General features: G+C 58.3%; 19 protein-coding genes. 12 read left to right on the top strand and 7 right to left on the bottom strand.

What is annotated here, in order from left to right; translation table 11 throughout:
- Window positions 1-79: 79 nt before the first annotated feature.
- Window positions 80-760 (top strand): response regulator transcription factor, encoded by a 681-nt coding sequence (locus ACR0AA_RS06650; RefSeq protein WP_480661390.1) that lies wholly within the window; start codon window positions 80-82, stop codon window positions 758-760.
- On the top strand, window positions 753-2,123 hold the full coding sequence (locus tag ACR0AA_RS06645) for a sensor histidine kinase (RefSeq protein ID WP_480661389.1): 1,371 nt from the start codon (window positions 753-755) through the stop codon (window positions 2,121-2,123). The genes ACR0AA_RS06650 and ACR0AA_RS06645 overlap by 8 nt, the downstream gene beginning before the upstream one ends.
- On the opposite strand, the gene ACR0AA_RS06640 is transcribed toward ACR0AA_RS06645, so the two are convergent.
- The 4 genes from ACR0AA_RS06640 to ACR0AA_RS06625 are packed head-to-tail and all read right to left on the bottom strand — an operon-like array spanning window position 2,120 to window position 5,042.
- The gene (locus ACR0AA_RS06640; protein ID WP_480661388.1) at window positions 2,120-2,587 is read right to left on the bottom strand and encodes a CYTH domain-containing protein; all 468 of its coding nucleotides are present in this window, start codon (window positions 2,585-2,587) and stop codon (window positions 2,120-2,122) included. The two genes, ACR0AA_RS06645 and ACR0AA_RS06640, sit on opposite strands and share 4 nt — an antisense overlap.
- Window positions 2,584-3,339: a ParA family protein gene (locus ACR0AA_RS06635; protein WP_480661387.1), complete on the bottom strand. Its 756-nt coding sequence runs from the start codon at window positions 3,337-3,339 to the stop codon at window positions 2,584-2,586. Before ACR0AA_RS06635 ends, ACR0AA_RS06640 begins: the two co-directional genes overlap by 4 nt.
- Before the next feature lie 3 nt (window positions 3,340-3,342).
- Window positions 3,343-4,857, bottom strand: a complete 1,515-nt coding sequence (locus ACR0AA_RS06630; protein ID WP_480661386.1) for a CHAD domain-containing protein — start codon at window positions 4,855-4,857, stop codon at window positions 3,343-3,345.
- Window positions 4,857-5,042: a hypothetical protein gene (locus ACR0AA_RS06625; protein ID WP_480661385.1), complete on the bottom strand. Its 186-nt coding sequence runs from the start codon at window positions 5,040-5,042 to the stop codon at window positions 4,857-4,859. The genes ACR0AA_RS06630 and ACR0AA_RS06625 overlap by 1 nt, the downstream gene beginning before the upstream one ends.
- Window positions 5,043-5,191: 149 nt before the next feature.
- Here ACR0AA_RS06625 and ACR0AA_RS06620 point away from each other — a divergent pair, with 149 nt between their 5' ends.
- Window positions 5,192-5,539 (top strand): TfoX/Sxy family protein, encoded by a 348-nt coding sequence (locus ACR0AA_RS06620; RefSeq protein ID WP_480755699.1) that lies wholly within the window; start codon window positions 5,192-5,194, stop codon window positions 5,537-5,539.
- 56 nt (window positions 5,540-5,595) lie between these two features.
- Here ACR0AA_RS06620 and ndk read toward each other — a convergent pair whose 3' ends face one another.
- Together ndk and ACR0AA_RS06610 are read right to left on the bottom strand one after the other, a co-directional pair.
- Window positions 5,596-6,018, bottom strand: a complete 423-nt coding sequence (gene ndk / locus ACR0AA_RS06615) for a nucleoside-diphosphate kinase (protein ID WP_170352964.1) — start codon at window positions 6,016-6,018, stop codon at window positions 5,596-5,598.
- A gap of 114 nt (window positions 6,019-6,132) precedes the next feature.
- Window positions 6,133-7,335 carry a multidrug effflux MFS transporter gene (locus ACR0AA_RS06610; protein WP_480661383.1) on the bottom strand — a complete coding sequence of 401 codons (1,203 nt, stop codon included), beginning with the start codon at window positions 7,333-7,335 and terminating at the stop codon, window positions 6,133-6,135.
- A 108-nt stretch (window positions 7,336-7,443) separates the two neighbouring features.
- On the opposite strand from ACR0AA_RS06610, the gene ACR0AA_RS06605 reads away from it, so the two are divergent.
- From ACR0AA_RS06605 to ACR0AA_RS06575, 7 genes are all read left to right on the top strand, one after another.
- Entirely contained in the window at window positions 7,444-9,297 is a 1,854-nt protein-coding gene (locus ACR0AA_RS06605; RefSeq protein ID WP_480755698.1) for an ABC-F family ATP-binding cassette domain-containing protein, read from the top strand.
- A complete protein-coding gene (locus ACR0AA_RS06600) occupies window positions 9,294-9,917 on the top strand; it encodes a MarC family protein (protein WP_480661381.1) in 624 nt (207 codons plus the stop codon). The genes ACR0AA_RS06605 and ACR0AA_RS06600 overlap by 4 nt, the downstream gene beginning before the upstream one ends.
- A 41-nt stretch (window positions 9,918-9,958) precedes the next feature.
- Entirely contained in the window at window positions 9,959-10,540 is a 582-nt protein-coding gene (locus ACR0AA_RS06595) for a retropepsin-like aspartic protease family protein (RefSeq protein ID WP_480661380.1), read from the top strand.
- 60 nt (window positions 10,541-10,600) lie between these two features.
- On the top strand, window positions 10,601-11,221 hold the full coding sequence (locus ACR0AA_RS06590; RefSeq protein WP_480661379.1) for an ImuA family protein: 621 nt from the start codon (window positions 10,601-10,603) through the stop codon (window positions 11,219-11,221).
- 62 nt (window positions 11,222-11,283) lie between these two features.
- The gene (locus ACR0AA_RS06585; protein ID WP_480661378.1) at window positions 11,284-12,498 is read left to right on the top strand and encodes an MFS transporter; all 1,215 of its coding nucleotides are present in this window, start codon (window positions 11,284-11,286) and stop codon (window positions 12,496-12,498) included.
- Window positions 12,495-13,091, top strand: a complete 597-nt coding sequence (locus tag ACR0AA_RS06580; RefSeq protein WP_480661377.1) for a YceI family protein — start codon at window positions 12,495-12,497, stop codon at window positions 13,089-13,091. Before ACR0AA_RS06585 ends, ACR0AA_RS06580 begins: the two co-directional genes overlap by 4 nt.
- A gap of 80 nt (window positions 13,092-13,171) precedes the next feature.
- Complete coding sequence (locus tag ACR0AA_RS06575) at window positions 13,172-14,395, top strand: MFS transporter (RefSeq protein ID WP_480661376.1); 1,224 nt, start codon at window positions 13,172-13,174, stop codon at window positions 14,393-14,395.
- 135 nt (window positions 14,396-14,530) lie between these two features.
- Here ACR0AA_RS06575 and ACR0AA_RS06570 read toward each other — a convergent pair whose 3' ends face one another.
- Window positions 14,531-15,469: a hypothetical protein gene (locus tag ACR0AA_RS06570; RefSeq protein ID WP_480661375.1), complete on the bottom strand. Its 939-nt coding sequence runs from the start codon at window positions 15,467-15,469 to the stop codon at window positions 14,531-14,533.
- Between the two features lie 174 nt (window positions 15,470-15,643).
- Here ACR0AA_RS06570 and metG point away from each other — a divergent pair, with 174 nt between their 5' ends.
- Window positions 15,644-17,362, top strand: coding sequence for a methionine--tRNA ligase (gene metG, locus ACR0AA_RS06565; protein ID WP_480661374.1), 1,719 nt, complete (start codon window positions 15,644-15,646; stop codon window positions 17,360-17,362).
- Window positions 17,363-17,648: 286 nt separating this feature from the next.
- Window positions 17,649-18,827, top strand: a complete 1,179-nt coding sequence (locus tag ACR0AA_RS06560) for an efflux RND transporter periplasmic adaptor subunit (RefSeq protein ID WP_480755697.1) — start codon at window positions 17,649-17,651, stop codon at window positions 18,825-18,827.
- Window position 18,828 lies beyond the last annotated feature (1 nt).

Raw genomic sequence — 18,828 nt, 5'->3', positions numbered from 1 at the left:
GCACCCGGCACGTATTTTTTCAAATTCTGTGCTTTATCTGATTTTTGTGTTTAAATCCCGCTAGAAAGGAAGGCAAAACATGAGCCGTCGCTTGCTGATCGTCGAAGACGACGAAGACACCCGTGAATTCATCGCCAAAGGTTTTGGCGAAGAAGGCTACGTGGTCGAGCAGGCCGCCGACGGGCGTGAGGGTCTGTACCACGCCACGGATGGCGGATTTGACGCCATTGTGCTGGATCGCATGCTGCCGGGCCTGGACGGCCTTTCGCTGATCAGGTCCATGCGGGCAGCTGGGGTGAAAACCCCGACCTTGATGCTGACCGCGATGAGCGCTGTCGACGAGCGAGTCAAAGGCCTGCGCTCGGGTGCTGATGACTATCTGGTCAAACCGTTTTCGTTTCAGGAACTGCATGCGCGGATCGAAGCCTTACTGCGCCGCCCACAGGAATCCGAGGAAACTGCAACGTTGACTTGCCGCGATCTTGAAATGGACTTGCTGACCCGCAAGGTCACCCGCGACGGGCACGAGATTTCTCTGACCCCGCGCGAGTTTCAGATTCTTGAGTTCTTCCTGCGCCGAAAAAACCGCGTGGTGTCGCGCACCATGCTGCTGGAAGGTGTCTGGGATTACCATTTCGACCCGAATACCAACGTGGTCGACGTTCATATCTCAAAGCTGCGCCGCCAGTTGGATGAAGGCGACCGACCACCTTTGATTGAAACGGTTCGAGGCGCAGGTTACATGATATCCGATGGATAACCTGCGACTTTCGTTTAACAATTCGCGCACCCGATTAGTCCTGGCCAGCATGGTCCTCAGCACCTTGCTGACAGCAATTGTTCTGGGTCTTGTGTATTTCACCGCCAATCGCAGCATTGAGGGTGAAACCCGTTCGGTGGTTTCGGCCGAACTGACCGGTCTGGCCGATGAATATGAACGGCGCGGTCTGATCGGGTTACTACAGGCCATTGAAAGGCGCCTTCCGACCGCATCGGATCGGGACGCACTGTATCTTTTGACCGACCGCTTCGGGGTCAAGTTGGCTGGTAATCTAAAACACTGGCCCACCGAAGTTACCGCGGGCAGCGGTTGGGTCGATCTGGAACTGCGGCGGGCTGACAATGACCAATTGGTGCCAATTTCAGCAGCCTCGGTCCGACTGCCCGGTGGCGAACGCCTGTTGGTCGGGCGCGATGCCTTGGCACGCCAGCAATTCGATCGGGCACTGTTGCGCGCCGTCGCGCTGGCGCTGGCCATTGCTTTGGCACTCAGCTTTCTGACCGGCTGGCTGTTCACCCGGTTGGTGTTTTCCAGATTGTCGGACATCGCAAGTACCGCAGAAAACATCGTTTCCGGCGATCTGTCCCGACGGATGCAACTGCGTGGAACCGGGGATGAATTTGATCAGGTCGCCGGAACTTTGAACACCATGTTGGATCGTATCGAGGAACTGATCAGCAACCTGCGCACGACATCCAATTCGATCGCGCATGACTTGCGATCGCCGCTGTCCCGACTGCGCCAAAGGGTCGAGTCGCTCTCCGATCCCGACAAAAGCGATCTGGACCGCGAAGTTGATGTGGCCCGCGCAACCGCCGAGATCGATCACGTCCTACGCGTTCTTGGACAACTGACCGAAATCTCGCGTGCCGAAGCCGGCGTGGGCCGTGAACAGTTCGAGCCCGTGGATCTGCAGCAGCTTGTCAGCGATGTGGTCGAGCTTTATGAGCCCGTGGCCTCTGATCAAGGCGTTACGCTAGAGGTCACTGGATCTGCAAATGCCGTTCAGGGGCACCGCCCCCTTCTGTCGCAAGCATTGTCGAACCTGCTGGAAAACGCGATGCGCTACGCGCCGGAAGAAACGGCCATTACGATCTCCTTGTCAGAAGACGGTCCCTTCGCCTGCCTGAGCGTACGTGACCGAGGCCCCGGTGTACCCGAAGAGGAGTTGCCCCGACTACAAGTTCCGTTCGTAACGCTCGATCCTGCACGGACCGAGCGAAATGCCGGCCTGGGCCTCGCTCTGGTCGCGGCGATATCCCACATGCATCAGGGGGCATTCGAGGCGCGCAACTGCAACCCGGGCCTCGAAGCGACAATCAAACTGGCGCGCAAGCTTTAATCTGGCACACCATTGATGGCCATCGTCTTGTTTTTGTAACGATTATCCGCGGTTACATCCATTCCGAACCATGCGGGCGGCGTGTATTCCCGCGCCTCGGTTTCCGAAGTGAATTCGACCTCGACCAATTGCAAAGGCGCCAGGTCCCCCAAAAAGATATCCAGTTCAAAGACCCGTCCGTCGGGCAATTGCCCGGTGTAGCGCTCTTTTTCCACCCGGCGCCCTTCGGTCTCGGGCCAGAAGGTGTTGAACTGGTCAGCGGTGATTTCGGCCTCACGTTCGACCCGCACCATCGTGCCGCCACCCTTGAGGGTCAGAAAGTGTTTGTCATCCTTTTGTCGCAGGCGCAGTTCGGTGGAATCGTCCGGCGCCGTCAGATACCCCTGACGGACCACCGCCTTTTGCATAGCGCTCAGGTCAGGCAGATCGGTCACCAGAAACTTACGTTCAATTTCGGTGCTCATTGGCTTGAAACAACTCCGTTTTCAACCTCATCATACAGCGCTTGATAGGCGGCGCTGGCCGCGCTGTGGGGCGCAAAAACACTGACCGGCGCGCGATTTTGCCCCATGCGTTCGATATCTGCCGCGAAGGGGATCGAACTGCGCAGGAACCGTTTGCGATACAGTTTTTGCATCTCGTCCATCGTTTCCAGATGCAGGGTCTTTCGGCGCTGCACCATCGAAAAAAACGCCTTCAGTTTTTTCTTCGGCAATTTCTTGGCGTCGAAAAAGCTGACAAGCTGGTCGAATGTACGTTCCGACAAGGTCGTCGGAATGACCGGGACAACGATTTGATCGGCCGCCTTGAAGACATTTTCGGACAGGGTCGAAAAGTTCGGCGGACAATCCAGAATGATCACGTCGTAGTCGCTGCCTGCCGAAACCAAAGCCTTTTTCAGTCTGGAGCGCTTGTTTCGCATCCGCGACAGAAACACATCGAAATCCCGGAAGTTCATGTTGGCGGGCAGCACGTCCAAGCCTTCGAAATCGCTGGCGCGGATTGATGCCGTAAACCGTTCAACATCTTCGAAGAACCGCGCCTCCGTCAGCTTTTTCGACGGCTTGACCCGAAAGTAAAAGCCAGCCGCCCCCTGCGCGTCCAAGTCACATAACAAAACGGTTTGCCCTGCCATGGCGTAGGAATACGCCAGATTGACCGAAGTTGCGGTCTTACCAACGCCGCCCTTGTTGCTGTAGCAGGCAATGATCTTCAATCCTCAGCCCTCCTTCTGGTGAAACAAGCTACGGAACAGATGCCGGATATCCGGGCTGTCGAAATGCTGAAAACTTGCAACCACCCGGTCGCGCTCGGACTTTTGGCGTTGATTCAGAACTGCAATCAGCCCCCCAACTGACATGGCAATTTGTGCATTGGCACGGCCCTGATTGTTGCTTTGCTGAGCAACAAAATTCAAAAGCGCCACTTGTTGAACTGAGAAGTCGTTGAACAGACCCAGGTTATCCTGCAACTTTTTCAGAGGCTTGATAATCGTCTTGAATGATTTTGCCTTGAACAAAGGTGCAAAAAACTCCATCAGATATCGCAGCTTTTTGCAATCTATGCGCAACTTATGCACGTCTGCGTCGGAGGTGTCAGGAGTAATCCGCCGTGCCAGCTTGCAGACTTTACGATAGCGTTTCCAGATCAGGGCACATGCATATTCATATGCGGCGCGATCCGCATTTTCGCCCGGTTGAAAGTTGCCGTTATCGGCAAAAAACGCCGCCAGATCCGTCATCTTCTGATCATAAGCCTTGGAACGAAAGCGCCGGGAAAGATTGTTGAGCACTTGGGCGCGCTCTTTCTCGAACTGCGCGAACATGGCCTTGGCCCCCTCGTGAAGGTTGGGAGGGATCAGTTTGAAGTAGTCGTCTTTCTCAAGCAGATAGACATCCAGGTCCCGAACCCGGCCTGTTGGGACCATCAAGGCGGAAAACTCGCGCTTCAACTCAGCGGTTTGTTCCGGCGAAAAAACCCCTTTGAACAAGCTGATCACCGAACGCACCCGGCGCAACGAAACACGGTAATCGTGCAAAAACTCGGTATCAATGTCCGCGATTACGCCCGCCTCATTCTGGCGGGCGACGGCAAGATAGGTGCGGATGATATCTGTGGCGACTTCAATCGAGGGCTCTTGCGTGCCAATACTGATTTCAGGTTTGGCTTTGTACACGACCAACGCCGGGAACAAAGCTTGGAACAGGGGTTCGGATCCGGTCGCACCTGCCGCCATCTCATCCAGCTTGTCGCACACGGCCTGAAAGGCGCGGTCGTAACCCCGCATGGGCTGCACGGCCACAAGTGATACCTGACCGTAATCCGAGGACAACGTCATCATGGTACCACGCACCTGCGTCTTCTGCAGATCATCGAGAATGGCAAACGAACGCTTCTCGATTTGCCCTGCCCCCATGCTCATCAGCGCACGCAGTTTTGGAAACCCTGCAAGCGCATCGCGCACGGGGCCCTGGGGTAAATCCTGCGCAAACCTGCCCTTGCCCTTGCATCGCTGGGTTGCAGGGTCCCCCCTACCCAACAGGCGCAACGTTCCACCGGTTTCAATCAGAACCTTGCCCGCCACCCTGAGAGACTGGTCATGGCAATCGAGAAGCTCAAAACCCTGTGCCGGCTTCGCGACCTCAAACCGGGGTTTCAACCCCTTCAGCCCATCGGAAAACACAGCCTCGTCAAATGCACCGGGGATTACATGGATGCTTTTGACCAGAGCCATCAGGACCGTCCCTTTCGCCGCATAGCCAAAAAGTCGCCAACAAAGGCTTCCACGATCTCTTGGACGCCAATACCCTTACCGACCGCCCGAGTTTTCAATACTTTCAGTATTTTTCCGTCCAACGTTAAAAACGTGTTCTTCTTGTCCACGACGGTCCTTTCGGTGGTTTCCTTGTTCTTCGGCATGGACGACCTCATGGCAGCGTGACGTCATGAGGTCACATTCTGGAAATCGGATCAATTTCTATTTCCTTGACCCTACGTAAAAATCTAGTTGCACGGAGTATCCGTAACAATCGAATGACTCTGTCCGATCACCCGGTTAAGACATGGGCATGTCTGACGCCGTCTCATCAATCCGCAACCTTGGCCCTGCCTTTGAACAATCTTGCGCACGCGCGGGCATACACTCGGCGCAGCAATTGCGGGAATTGGGGGCAGACGAGGCCTACGCCCGCCTGTTGCAGGCAGGCACGCGTCCACATTTCATCGGATATTATGTGCTGGTGATGGGGCTGCAGGGTCGCCCGTGGAACGACTGCAAAGGCGAGGAAAAGAAAGCCCTGCGCAAAAAGTTCGACGCGATTAAATCCAGCATCAGCACGGCGCCGGAACCCCAGATGATCTCTGATCTGGATGCGATTGGCATACGGGTTGCGCCGAAGGATCTTAAACAGGTCTGAAACGAAAAAGGCCGCACCCGGTTGGGATGCGGCCCTGATCTTTGACTGGTGTCGGATTAGCCGACCAGTTCGATGCCCGAGAAGAAGTAGGCGATCTCAACAGCCGCAGTTTCCGGGGCGTCCGAACCGTGGACCGAGTTTTCGCCAACCGACTCGGCGAACTCGGCGCGGATGGTGCCGGCTGCTGCGTCTGCGGGGTTGGTTGCGCCCATCACTTCGCGGTTTTTGGCAATGGCGCCTTCGCCTTCCAGAACCTGAACAACAACCGGTGCCGACGACATGAATTCGCACAGTTCGTCATAGAACGGACGCTCGGCGTGTACTTCGTAGAACTTGCCAGCTTGCTCTTTGGTCATGTGGATGCGCTTTTGCGCAACGATGCGCAGGCCGGCGTCTTCGAACTTGGCGTTGATTTTGCCAGTCAGGTTGCGGCGGGTTGCATCGGGTTTGATGATCGAGAATGTGCGTTCCAGTGCCATGTCGGCCTCTCCTTACTATATGGCGCGAGGTCCGCGCCGAAATCCATCGCGCGCCGCCTAACACGGTATGTGCCTCATGAAAAGTGGAATGATTGCGACCAAGGGAATTGGCGATCAGATTGTGTCCGGCAAGGGCTCCAGCGCGTCGACCCGGCGAACGTAAACAACGGCGAGCAGGCCGACAAAGCTGCTGGCAAACATCATCCCAAGTACCAGGTACGGCCCGTTTTCAGGCGTAACGAAAGCGCCTGTCATTGATGTCAGCACTGCCCCCAACGCCACGATCATGGCCCCGGATAGCCCCGCCGCGCTGCCGGCCAGCTTTGGGCGAACCGACATCACCCCGGCCGAGGCATTGGCATTGGTCAGCCCGTTGCCGAAACCCACGAAAACAGCTGAGCCAAAGAACACCCAGACTGACCCTTGATCCGCCAGGAAAAGTAGCAAGCCACAGAGAGGTCCAATCGAGGCGAAAACCCGGCCGATCAGGATCATCGTCGTCAGCTGCGTTCTGGCCGCGATCCGCCCGGTAATGAAGTTGCCGACCATGAAACCACCGGTGATGATACCAATCCCGAGGCCCAGCAAGGCAGGGCTCAGATCAAACCAAACAGCGGCCACAAGGGGCGCACCGGTGATAAAGCTAAAGAAGGCACCGATCGAGAAAGCGGCGCACAGCGCATAGCCCCAGAACCGGCGCGCACGAAACAGATGCGGGTATTCCTTCAATTGGGCAGAGAACGTTGCGGATCGGTTCGTATTCGTCTCGCCCATGTCCGCCCACAACAGTAGCAGCATTCCGGAACCAAGAGCGGAGTACAATACGAACCCGGCCCTCCAGCCAAACAGCGTATCCAACGCGCCGCCCAGCATCGGTCCCAGCATCGGAGCGAGAGCCATCGCCATAGCGACGTAGCCGAGTTTGCTGGCGGCCTCATTGGGGGTATACAGGTCGCGGATCGACGCGCTGGACAGCACAGGCCCGGCCACGACGGCCGCTTGCAGCAGGCGGAAACCAAGGAATACCCAGATCGACTCGGCCAAGACGCAACCCAAAGAGGCGAGCGCGAAAATACCCATGGAAATAAGCAGGATCGGCCTGCGACCAAATCGGTCCGACAAAGGCCCCATGATCAACTGCAGTACGGCGGACACAGCCAGATAGCCAGCAACCGACAGGTTGATCAGGGCGTAGTCGACCTGAAAGTCCTCTCCCATCCGCGCAAGCGACGGCAGAAACATGTTCAACGACAACACCGACAGCGCCGTGGCGAAAATCAATGTGATCAAAGAAGGGGGCGTCTTGGCCGCGCGCATGAGGAAAACCGTCGAGAAAAATCAATCGGACCAGCGCTAACACATCGTCTGAGCTTTGAACATGTCAAGCTGCTGGCGGCTGCATCACCGCTCTGCTAAGAGCGCGTCATGCTACGGATCGAAGACATAACCTACGCGGTTGAAGGCCGCCCCCTTTTCGACGGGGCCAGTGCGACAATTCCCGACGGCCACAAGGTTGGTCTTGTGGGGCGGAACGGCACGGGGAAAACCACCCTGTTCCGACTTATCCGCGGTGAGCTGGCCTTGGAATCGGGCAATATCGTGCTGCCGAAACGCGCCCGGATTGGTGGAGTGGCGCAAGAGGTGCCTTCCTCCGATGTCTCGCTGATCAACACGGTGCTGGCGGCCGATACCGAACGCAGTTCGTTGATGGCTGAGGCCGACAGCGCCACCGATCCCGCACGAATTGCCGAGATCCAAACCCGTCTGGCCGATATCGACGCCTGGTCGGCTGAGGCGCGCGCGGCCTCGATCCTCAAAGGTCTGGGCTTTGATGACGAGGACCAGTTGCGCCCCTGTTCCGATTTCTCGGGCGGTTGGCGAATGCGGGTTGCTCTTGCAGCGGTTCTGTTCTCCCAGCCTGATCTGCTGTTATTGGACGAACCGACCAACTATCTGGACCTCGAAGGTGCCTTGTGGCTGGAAAGCTATCTGGCCAAGTATCCGCACACGGTCATCATCATCAGTCACGACCGCGGATTACTGAACCGGGCGGTCGGATCAATCCTGCATCTGGAAGACCGCAAGCTGACCTACTATGCGGTTCCCTATGACAAGTTCGCAGAACGCCGCGCCGAACGTCTGGCACAGGCTGAATCCGAGAACGCCAAGGCCAAGGCCCGCATCGCCCATCTACAAAGCTTTGTGGACCGCTTCCGCTACAAGGCGTCCAAAGCGGTTCAGGCGCAGTCTCGCCTGAAGATGATAGAACGCATCCAACTGGTCTCGACCCCACAAGAGGCTGCTTTGCGCGCGTTCTCATTCCCCGAGCCCGAGGAACTGTCCCCACCGATCATCCAGATCGAAGGCGGTGCGACCGGCTATGGCAAAACTGAAGTGTTGCGCCGTCTGAACCTGCGCATCGATCAGGACGACCGCATCGCCCTGTTGGGGAAGAACGGCCAAGGTAAATCGACCTTGTCCAAGCTGCTGTCCGACCGCCTGCCCCTGATGGCCGGCAAGATGACCCGCAGCAACAGGCTGCGCATCGGCTATTTTGCGCAACATCAGGTGGACGAACTGCATGTGGACGAGACGCCGCTGGACCACCTACGGCGGCTGCGGCCGGATGAAGCTCCCGGCAAGTGGCGCTCGCGTCTGGCCGGGTTCGGGTTGAACGCGGATCAGGCGGAAACTCTGGTCGGTCGGCTGTCCGGCGGTCAAAAGGCACGGCTGTCGTTGCTGATCGCCACCATCGACGCGCCGCATATGCTGATCCTCGACGAACCGACCAACCACCTGGACATCGAAAGCCGCGAGGCACTGGTTGAGGCGCTGACCGCCTATTCCGGTGCAGTGGTTCTGGTCAGCCACGACATGCACCTGCTGTCGCTGGTTGCGGATCGGCTATGGCTGGTCTCGGACGGAACGGTCAAACCTTTCGACGGCGATCTTGAAACCTATCGCACCATGCTGCTGGCCCGCGACAAACCGATAAAAGAAAAGCCGCAGACCGCAAAACCCAAGCGCCCCTCGCGCGAGGCGGTGCTCGCGCTGCGCGCAGACCTGCGCAAATGCGAGGACCGGATCGAGAAACTGACGGATATGCAAGAGAAGCTCTCGGCCAAACTGGCGGACCCTGCCCTGTACGAGGATAACAAGATCAACGATCTTGAGGCGTGGAACCGCAAGTTCGCCGAAGTGGTCGAAGCCATGCAAAAGGCCGAGGCCCTCTGGGTCGCCGCCGCCGAACGCCTCGAAAACGCTGAGAACGCGGCATGATGGATTTTGCCTTTTTTATCACCGCCTTCACTACCCTGTTCGTGGTGATCGACCCCTTTGGCACAACGCCGATCTTCGTGGCGCTGACACAGGGTATGGACTCCCGCGCCCGCCGTAAGGTCGCGTTGCGTACCTGTGCGACGGCCTCAGGCATCCTGATCGCCTTTGCCGCCTTCGGCGAGGCGGTTTTGGGCTTTGTCGGTATCTCTATGGAGGCGTTCAAGGTCGCCGGAGGCGCGTTGCTGTTCCTGACCGCGCTGGACATGTTGTTCGAGCGCCGCACCAAACGCCGCGAGGATCGGGTCGAAGAAGAAGAGGAACACCCGGACCCGTCGGTGTTCCCTCTGGCCATTCCGCTGGTCGCCGGACCGGGGTCAATTGCGACGATCATCCTGCTGGCCGGACAACATCCCGGCATTCTCGGCATCGCCGAAGCCTGCATCGTCATGCTGGCGGTCATGGCCGTGGTGTTGACGTTTTTTCTGTCAGGCGGCCTGATTGCGCGCATGCTGGGCAAAACCGGACTGAACGTGCTGACGCGGTTGCTGGGCATGTTGCTGGCGGCGCTGTCGGTTCAGTTCATTCTGGATGGCCTTAAGGCCTTTGGATTTGCGTCATAAATCCCCATATACCTTTAAGGTGAATTGGTTAGGGTAACAGTATGGATGGCGACAGCATTGCACGTTTGGCGTATCTGGGACTGCTTGGCGCGGCCGTGGCGGCGTGGTTTTTCTCGCAAAATCGCCAATCGCTGAACAAGACGCTGCAACAGGTGGTTGCCTGGGTGCTGATCTTCATCGGCGTCATCGCTGTTGTCGGCCTGTGGGAGGACATCCGAACAACCGTCAGCCCCGCCCCGCAGATGACAGTCACGGGCCAAACGGTCGAGGTTCCGCGCGCCTATGACGGGCATTACTACCTGCCTGTTGAGGTGAATGGAGAGCCGATCACCTTCCTTGTCGACACGGGCGCAAGCCAGATTGTCCTGAGCGAACAAGACGCCAAGCGCATTGGCGTTGATCCCGACCAACTGAACTATTTTGGTCGCGCCGCCACCGCGAACGGAGAGGTTCGCACAGCACCGGTGCGACTCGATACCCTGACCCTTGGGCCGATCACCGACCGAAACGTGTCAGCCTGGGTGAATGAGGGTGAGTTGCATCAATCGCTGTTGGGCATGGATTATTTGCATCGGTTCTCGAATATCCAGTTCGCCGATGGCCGTCTGATTTTGGCGCGCTGAACGGGTCAACGGCCCCATTCCTTAATTGAGAACAAAGTGAGAACATGCTAATCTGACGGCATGTCTACAAACCTTCTTGGCCGCAAACCCGCGCGTGAGGCGCCGGGGATACATCTCCATCCGCAGATCAGCCTGCAACTGGCCCGCGTGCACGAGGCCTGCGGCCCTGCCCGGCGCAGCTTTGCCATGTGGTTGGCTGGTCAGGCACAGGGGCCGGTGCTGTGGATTTCGCCCGCGTGGGAACCGGGGCAGCTGAACCCTGACGGGATGATGGCCTTTGCCGATCCGGCCCGGTTCCTGTTCGTCCGCCCGACCCGATCCGAAGACCTGCTGTGGTGTATCGAAGAGGCGCTGCGCAGCGGGGCCATCCCGTTGGTCATCGGTGATCTGCCGGGCGCGCCGGGCCTGACGCCAGTGCGGCGGATGCATCTGGCCGCAGAACAAGGCGGCGCGATGGGGCGGGCTCCACTGGGGCTGCTGCTGACGCCCGGTGACGACGGCGCGCAGGGGGTCGAGACGCGCTGGCACATGGCGGCGACCCACAAGGCCGAGGCCCGACGCTGGACCCTGACCCGCCGACGCGCCCGCGCCCTGCCCCCGGTCAGCTGGCACGCCACCCAGACCAAACCGCGTGCTGGCCTGCACCTGCAGCAGATCGCCACAGAAGACACACCCGTGTGATCATGCGCCCCTCACGGGAGTTGTGACTGGCCAAAACATGGGGCGAGCCCTAGCGTTTCCGCATGAGCCACGCGATCCACGATAGTTCGTACTCCTGGCTGCGCCTTGCGATCACCCTGATCATCGCAACCGTGGCAAATGTGGGAATGTGGGCCGTCATCGTCGTGATGCCCGCTGTCGAAGCGCAGTTCGGCGCCGGACGAGCCGAAGCGGCGATGCCCTACACGCTGGCCATGATCGGATTTGCTCTGGGCAATCTGTGGATGGGGCATTTGGTGGACCGGCTGGGTGTAACCAAAGCCCTGATCGGGGCCGCAATCCTAAGCGCCGTCAGCTATCTGTTGGCAACGCTGTCCCCCAGCATTGTTCTATTGTCCGTCGCACATCTTCTTTTGGGTCTCGGTGCGTCAATCGGCTTTGGACCTTTGATCGCCGATATCTCGCACTGGTTCATGAAGCGACGCGGGATCGCAGTGGGCCTCGTGGCCAGCGGCAACTACTTGTCCGGGGCAATCTGGCCCACCTTACTGTCCGGCATATTGGCGCGAGAAGGCTGGCAGCAGGTTTACCTGACACTGGCGGTCATAACGTTGGTCGTCGTCATCCCCCTATCCCTGCTATTGCGTCGCCAAGTCCCGGACGAGGCGCACAGCACCGCCGCATTCGCGGCGCAAATCAAAGCGCGAAGCGTCGGAATATCACCCCGGACGCTGCAGTATGTTCTAGGGTTGGCCGGGGTCTCGTGCTGCGTCGCGATGTCGATGCCACAGGTGCATATCGTGTCCTACTGCGTCGGGTTGGGATATGGACCCGCAGTTGGTGCCGAGATGCTGTCTCTGATGCTGTTCGGGGGGGTCATCAGCCGAGTCATCTCGGGCCTTGTCGCCGATCAACTGGGTGGCGTTCGAACAGTCCTGATTGGCTCGGTCCTGCAATGCCTCGCCCTGTTTTTGTTCCTGCCCTACGACGGGATGGTTACGCTGTACGTGATCAGCCTGCTCTTTGGACTGTCACAAGGCGGCATTGTCCCCGGCTATGCCCTAGTGGTGCGCGAATACATGCCCCCTCAAGAAGCAGGTGCACGTGTGGGGTTTGTCATGATGATGACCATCATGGGCATGGCTTTGGGAGGATGGATGTCCGGCTGGATCTACGACGTCACCGGCAGTTACCAACTGGCCTTCATAAACGGCATCCTCTGGAACGGCCTGAATATCGGCATTCTGCTGTTCCTGCTCAGCCGTTCCCGGCCGCGCAGGCAAGAGGTTCCGGCATGAGAGCGCTGACAAGACGATTCATGCTGGCGGGTCTGGCGACGTTGCCGTTGGCACGACAAACGCAGGCCGCTTTGATTCCTTACATGTTGTCTCCGGTCGGGACATCTGTCGGCTTTTCCTTCACGCTCTCTGGGGTCGCCCAGTCAGGCACGATGCCGATCCAATCCGCCAACATCCAAATCGACACCGATCAGTTGCAAAACAGCCGCGTCACCGTGGTTTTGAATGTGGCCGCTGCACGCACCAGGCTGCCCTTTGCCCGCGGCCCGATGCTGAGTCAAAGCGTTCTGAACGCACAGGACTTTCCAACCATCACATTCAAATCCACCCAAATTCAGCTTGGCCCAACCGGCCGCATCTCCGAAGGCGCGACCATAACCGGAGATCTGACCGTTCGCGGTGTGACGCGCCCGGTGACGCTCAGAGCCAATCTCTATCGCAGACCCGGCACTGCGGCGGATGCTCTGAGCGCTCTGTCCATTCGGCTATCCGGTGCATTGAACCGCAATGCGTTTGGCGCATCCGGATACCCGGATCTGGTCGCGGACACCGTCTCTCTCAACATCCGAGCCGAACTGGTCCGCAAGACCTGACACACGAAAGGCAAAAAACGACGCGCAAAAGTCGAATTAGCACGCGCAATGCGGGCTAATACAGTAATGCTGGCCCTACTATGCGCACGATCATTTCTTTTGCCGCCCTATTTCTTTCGGTCATTCTTCTGCAGCTCTCGACGGGCGGCGTGGGACCATTGGACGCCATTTCGGGCCTGACGCTAAACTTCTCAACCGAACAAATCGGTTTGCTGGGATCGGCGCATTTTCTTGGATTTTTTATTGGGTGCTGGTGGGCCCCGCGGCTTATGGGCAACGTCGGCCACTCTCGCGCCTTTGCGGTCTGCACTGCTTTGGGTGCGATGGGACTGATCGGTCACACCCTGACCGACAACCCGTATATCTGGGCAGCGCTTAGGATCGCATCCGGAACCTGCGTCGCGGGCAGCTATACTGTGATCGAGGCATGGTTGAACACCAAGGTCACCAATGAGACGCGCGGGCGCGCCATGGGCACTTACCGCATCGTCGATATGGGGGCTTCCCTCGGCGCGCAGCTGATCATCGCCGTTCTGCCACCCGCATCTTATGTCTCTTACAACCTGTTGGCGATTCTGTGCTGCGCCGCTCTTTTGCCCCTTACGATGACGCGAGCCAGTCAGCCCGAAACGCCCGATGCTCCGCGCCTGCGACCGAAACTGGCTTGGCGCAGTTCACCATTGGCGGTCGCTGGCGTGATTGTGGCCGCGTTGAGCTCGGCTTCATTCCGGATGGTGGGCCCCGTCTATGGGCAAGAGGTTGGACTGGGCGTTGATCAAATCGCCTTCTTTCTGGCCTCTTTTGTTCTGGGCGGGGCGCTTGCCCAGTATCCGATGGGTTGGCTTGCGGACAAATACGACCGGCGCTGGGTATTGATCTGGCTTTCCGTTGCCGCGGTTCTGAGTTGCGGAGTAACAATGGCAGCAAGCGGAACAGGCACGATAGGCGTCATGACGGCCGCCGTTCTGTTTGGTTTCACAACGTTCCCCATCTTCTCGGTGTCATCGGCGCACGCAAATGACTTTGCCACAACGGAACAACGGGTTGAATTATCGGCCGCGCTGATGTTCTGGTACGCGCTGGGTGCAATTGCCTCGCCCTATGTTTCGTCCACCTTGATCCAACAGTTCGGCCCGGGTGCACTGTTTGCCTTCGTGGCACTGGGGCATGTGTTCCTGATTGTTTTCGGCCTTGCACGAATGCGGTCGCGTCCGACACCGGAAGAGAGAACCAACTATGTCTATGCGCCACGCACGTCGTTCACGATTGGCCGCTTGCTGAAACGGTCCCGCGAAGGGCGATAGCACAAGAGGCGGGAGTTTCCCGGGTTGGCAACGTTATCGATTGGCCACAGATTCCTCGTGAACCGATCCGAACTCATCGACTTGCTCGATGGTCAACCTCTCAAGCGATTGCGCGGGGGGGGGGAGCCCGGAATGCTACTCCGACGGCGGCGGGGACGGGATCATTTCATCCAAAAGCGAGCCCGCTTCATAACCCAGCAGGTCAACTTCCATACGCCCCGGATCCCCGAACGCCCAGGCACCGACAAGACGTTGCATTCGCTCATAGCCGACGAAATCGGCCATCGCTTTGTTCCCATGCGCGTTTTCGGCAAACATGACCTGGCCCGCCGCGACTTTCTCGGGCATCACCCGCTCCAGATACAGTTCGACGACGTTTATTCCCGTCACATTCGACCCACCGTGATGAACGACATACATATCGTCCCAGACTTCTTTGCTGACCGCAGCGCGCGCGTCCGACACTGCCTTGTGTAACGTGGCCAGCTCAGCCCGCGCCGCTTCGCGCATGTTGGCCGCCCAAATCGGGCGCATGTCGTTGATTGCATCTGTCACGTCCTGCCGCGTGAGTGTCCCGCGTTTGACCGCCCCGCTGACAAAGCTACTAGCGCCTTCCAGCATCTGCCGTTGCCGGGCGATTTCTTCTTTCGGAAGGTCGAGGTCGTTGATCGCGGCCAGCAGGGTGTCGATTTCCTGTGCGATCGTTGCAAAATCCTGCTTCCAGCGCGGATTCTCGCTGCCTTCGTTCGGCCATGGGGTGACTGCTCCGATAATCCCAAGCAGAACGTGAGAAGTTGACTTGAAAATGAGATAGTTCGGTGCACCCCTCGGGAACGAAACCTCGCCATTGTCGGACATGATGGTGACGTCCCGCGCGATCACCATAACCGGCCGGGTTTCTGCTGTCAGCGCATCCTGACCCCGGCGAAAAATCGACAGCATCGCTTTGTCGAAGGCCCCAACAGCGTCCATGGCTTTACTTTGATCGGCCCAAACGCCGGGTGGTACCGCAAAAAGGCCCAAACAGAGAATAACGGTCAGATGTTTCAGGCGTTCAACCGAAAATAGTTTCATATTGCCCCCCGCGTGACTGATGCACCTAATTATACACGTTTACGGGAAATTACGCGAAAGCCCGTGTCAGACCCGCTCTTACCAGCCTTTCGGTCGCTTATCCGCGAATGCGGGGTTTTGCTGGCCCGTTACATAATGTAGACGGGCGCGCAGACAGTTACGCGGATACGGAACATGGCTCGGATTCTCATCACCTCGGCGATACCCTACATCAACGGGATCAAGCACCTCGGAAACCTGATCGGCTCGCAATTGCCGGCGGATCTGTACGCGCGCTACCAGCGCGGCCGGGGGAACGAGGTCATGTTCCTGTGCGCCACGGACGAGCACGGCACACCGGCCGAGTTAGCGGCCGCAAAAGCAGGTAAGCCGGTCGCAGAGTATTGCGCCGAGATGCATGGCGTACAGTCCGACATCGCAAACCGCTTTGGGCTGAGCTTTGACCACTTTGGCCGATCTTCCAGCGAGCAGAACAAGCATCTGACGCAACATTTTGCCGGTAAGTTGGACGACGCGGGCCTGATCCGCGAAGTGAGCGAGAAACAGGTCTATTCCAACGCCGATGGCCGCTTTCTGCCTGACCGTTACATCGAGGGCACCTGCCCCAACTGCGGGTATGAGCGCGCGCGCGGTGATCAGTGCGAAAACTGCACCAAGCAACTGGACCCGACTGACCTGATCGAACCGCGCTCGGCCATTTCCGGCTCGACCGATCTGGAAGTGCGCGAGACCAAGCACCTGTATCTGCGTCAATCTGCGATGAAAGATCAGTTGGACGCATGGATTGACAGCAAGAGCGACTGGCCGATCCTGACGACATCCATTGCCAAGAAGTGGCTACATGATGGTGACGGACTGCAGGATCGTGGTATCACCCGCGATCTGGACTGGGGTGTACCGGTCAAGAAGGGCGATCAGGACTGGCCGGGGATGGAAGGCAAAGTCTTCTATGTCTGGTTCGATGCGCCCATCGAGTACATCGCCTGCGCCAAGGAATGGGCGGATGCGAATGGCAAATCTGATGCCGACTGGGAACGCTGGTGGCGCACCGACAAGGGCGCGGATGACGTGCGCTATGTCCAGTTCATGGGCAAGGACAACGTGCCCTTCCACACCCTGTCTTTCCCGGCGACCATTCTGGGTTCGGGCGAGCCGTGGAAGATGGTCGATCACCTGAAATCCTTCAACTACCTGAACTATGACGGTGGCCAATTCTCGACCTCTCAGGGTCGTGGCGTGTTCATGGATCAGGCGCTGGATATCCTGCCCGCCGACTTCTGGCGTTGGTGGCTGCTGAGCCACGCGCCGGAAAGCAGCGACAGTGAGTTCACGTGGGAGAACTTCCAACAATCGGTGAACAAGGATCTGGCCGACGTTTTGGGCAACTTTGTCAGCCGGATCACGAAATTCTGTCGCTCGAAATTCGGTGAGGCCGTTCCCGAGGGCGGCGCATACGGCGAGCGTGAGCAAGCCCTGATCGACGATCTGACCAAACGCGTCCGCGCCTATGAGGGGCATCTGGAGGCAATGGAGGTTCGCAAATCCGCGCAGGAACTGCGCGCGATCTGGGTCGCGGGCAACGAATACCTTCAGGCCGCCGCGCCGTGGTCGACCTTCAAGGAAGACCCGGAACAGGCCGCTGCCCAGGTGCGCCTGGGCCTCAACCTGATCCGCCTCTATGCAGTACTCAGCGCACCGTTCATTCCGGAAACTTCGGCAAAAATGCTCAGCGCGATGAATACGCTTGATACTGGCTGGCCCGAAGATGTGTCTGCCGCGTTGAGCGCCCTTCCCGCCGGACATGACTTCACGGTCCCGGATGTGCTGTTCGCCAAAATCACGGATGATCAACGTGAAGACTGGCAGTCCCGGTTCGCAGGCACGCGGGACTAAAAAGTCATTCAGACGACCAACCGGGAAGGCAATTTTGCCCCCCCCTTTTCTTTGGTCATCCGCTGAGCCCGCCTATTGCCACGGCACCAATCCGCCGAATACTTATCGAAAAGTGCCGGTAAACCTGCCACCTGTCATGATAATTTCAGGATCCGTGTTCCGGTAACAGGCGTGAACAAGGTTGAGAAATACATTCAAACCCGCCATCCTGACGAAAAGTTCCAGCGACTCGGCCCGTCAGTGACGGTTCGGGTCGCATATAGTTTTCTTCAACGAGGCAATCGCCATGTCCCTTGTACCGACGTTTTCGAAATCCCATCACGGCAGCCGTGCCGGCAAGCTCATCTGGCCTTCCGCCGCTGTGATCTGTCTGGGACTGGCAAATGCCGCCGTCGCACAGGACCAAAGCGACGCCCCGCCACCGAAAGTCTCGATTGCAGCCGCTTATACCGAAGAGATAACGGATGAGGCCGTGTTCATCGGGCGCGCCGAGGCGATCGACAAGGTCGACATCGTTGCCCGGGTAAACGGGTTCCTGGAAACCCAGGATGTTGAAGACGGTGCGCTGGTTCAAAAAGACGACCTGCTGTTCACTATCGAACCCGATCTTTACGAGGCGACATTGGAAGCCCGCAAGGCTGATCTGGACCGAGCCGAGGCCAATCTTGAACTGGCCAAGGTCGATCTGGCCCGGAAGGAAGAGTTGTATAAACGCGACGCCACGCCAGAATCCGAGCGTGACATCGCCCGCGCCAATGAACTGGTCGCCGAGGCCGAGGTCAAAGCGGCACATGCGGCCATTCAGCAAGCCGAATTGGATTTGAGCTATACCGAGATCCACGCACCGTTTGCGGGCCGGATCGGTCGCGTGGAAACAAGTGTCGGCGACGTGGTGGGGCCAACAAACCCGCCGCTCGTGAACCTTGTGAGCGAGGCACCCATCTACGTGAATTTCTCGTTGAATGAAAAGCAGTTCACCACGGTTCTTGAACAATACGGCGAAAGCGCTGCGTCGTTGGCCGAAAGCAACAAAAGCCCGAATGTGCACCTCACACTGCCCAACGGAACAGATTTGGATGAGACCGGCAGAATTGTGTTTGTCGACAACCGCATCGACCCACTGACCGGTGCGATCACGGTTCGGGCAGAATTCCCTAACGAAAATCGGTTTATCATCGATGGACAATTCCTGAGCGTTCAGATCGAGGCGCTTGAGCCCACGCTTCAGGTGCTGGTCCCGCAGGCCGCATTGCAGCGCGATCAGCGTGGCGAGTTTGTTCTGGTGGTCAATGACAAGCAACTGGTCGAACAGCGCTATATCACCACTGGCGATACCGTCGGAACTGCGATCATCGTGCTGGATGGCTTGCGCGAAGGCGAAAGCGTGATCGTCGAGGGCCTGCAAAGGGTTCGCCCAGGTGTGGCGGTAGATGCCGTCGTCGCCTCTGAACAGCCGGGAGAATAAC

This window comes from Ruegeria sp. CE8 (assembly GCF_056537465.1).
This window is presented reverse-complemented; position numbering and strand designations above follow the sequence as displayed.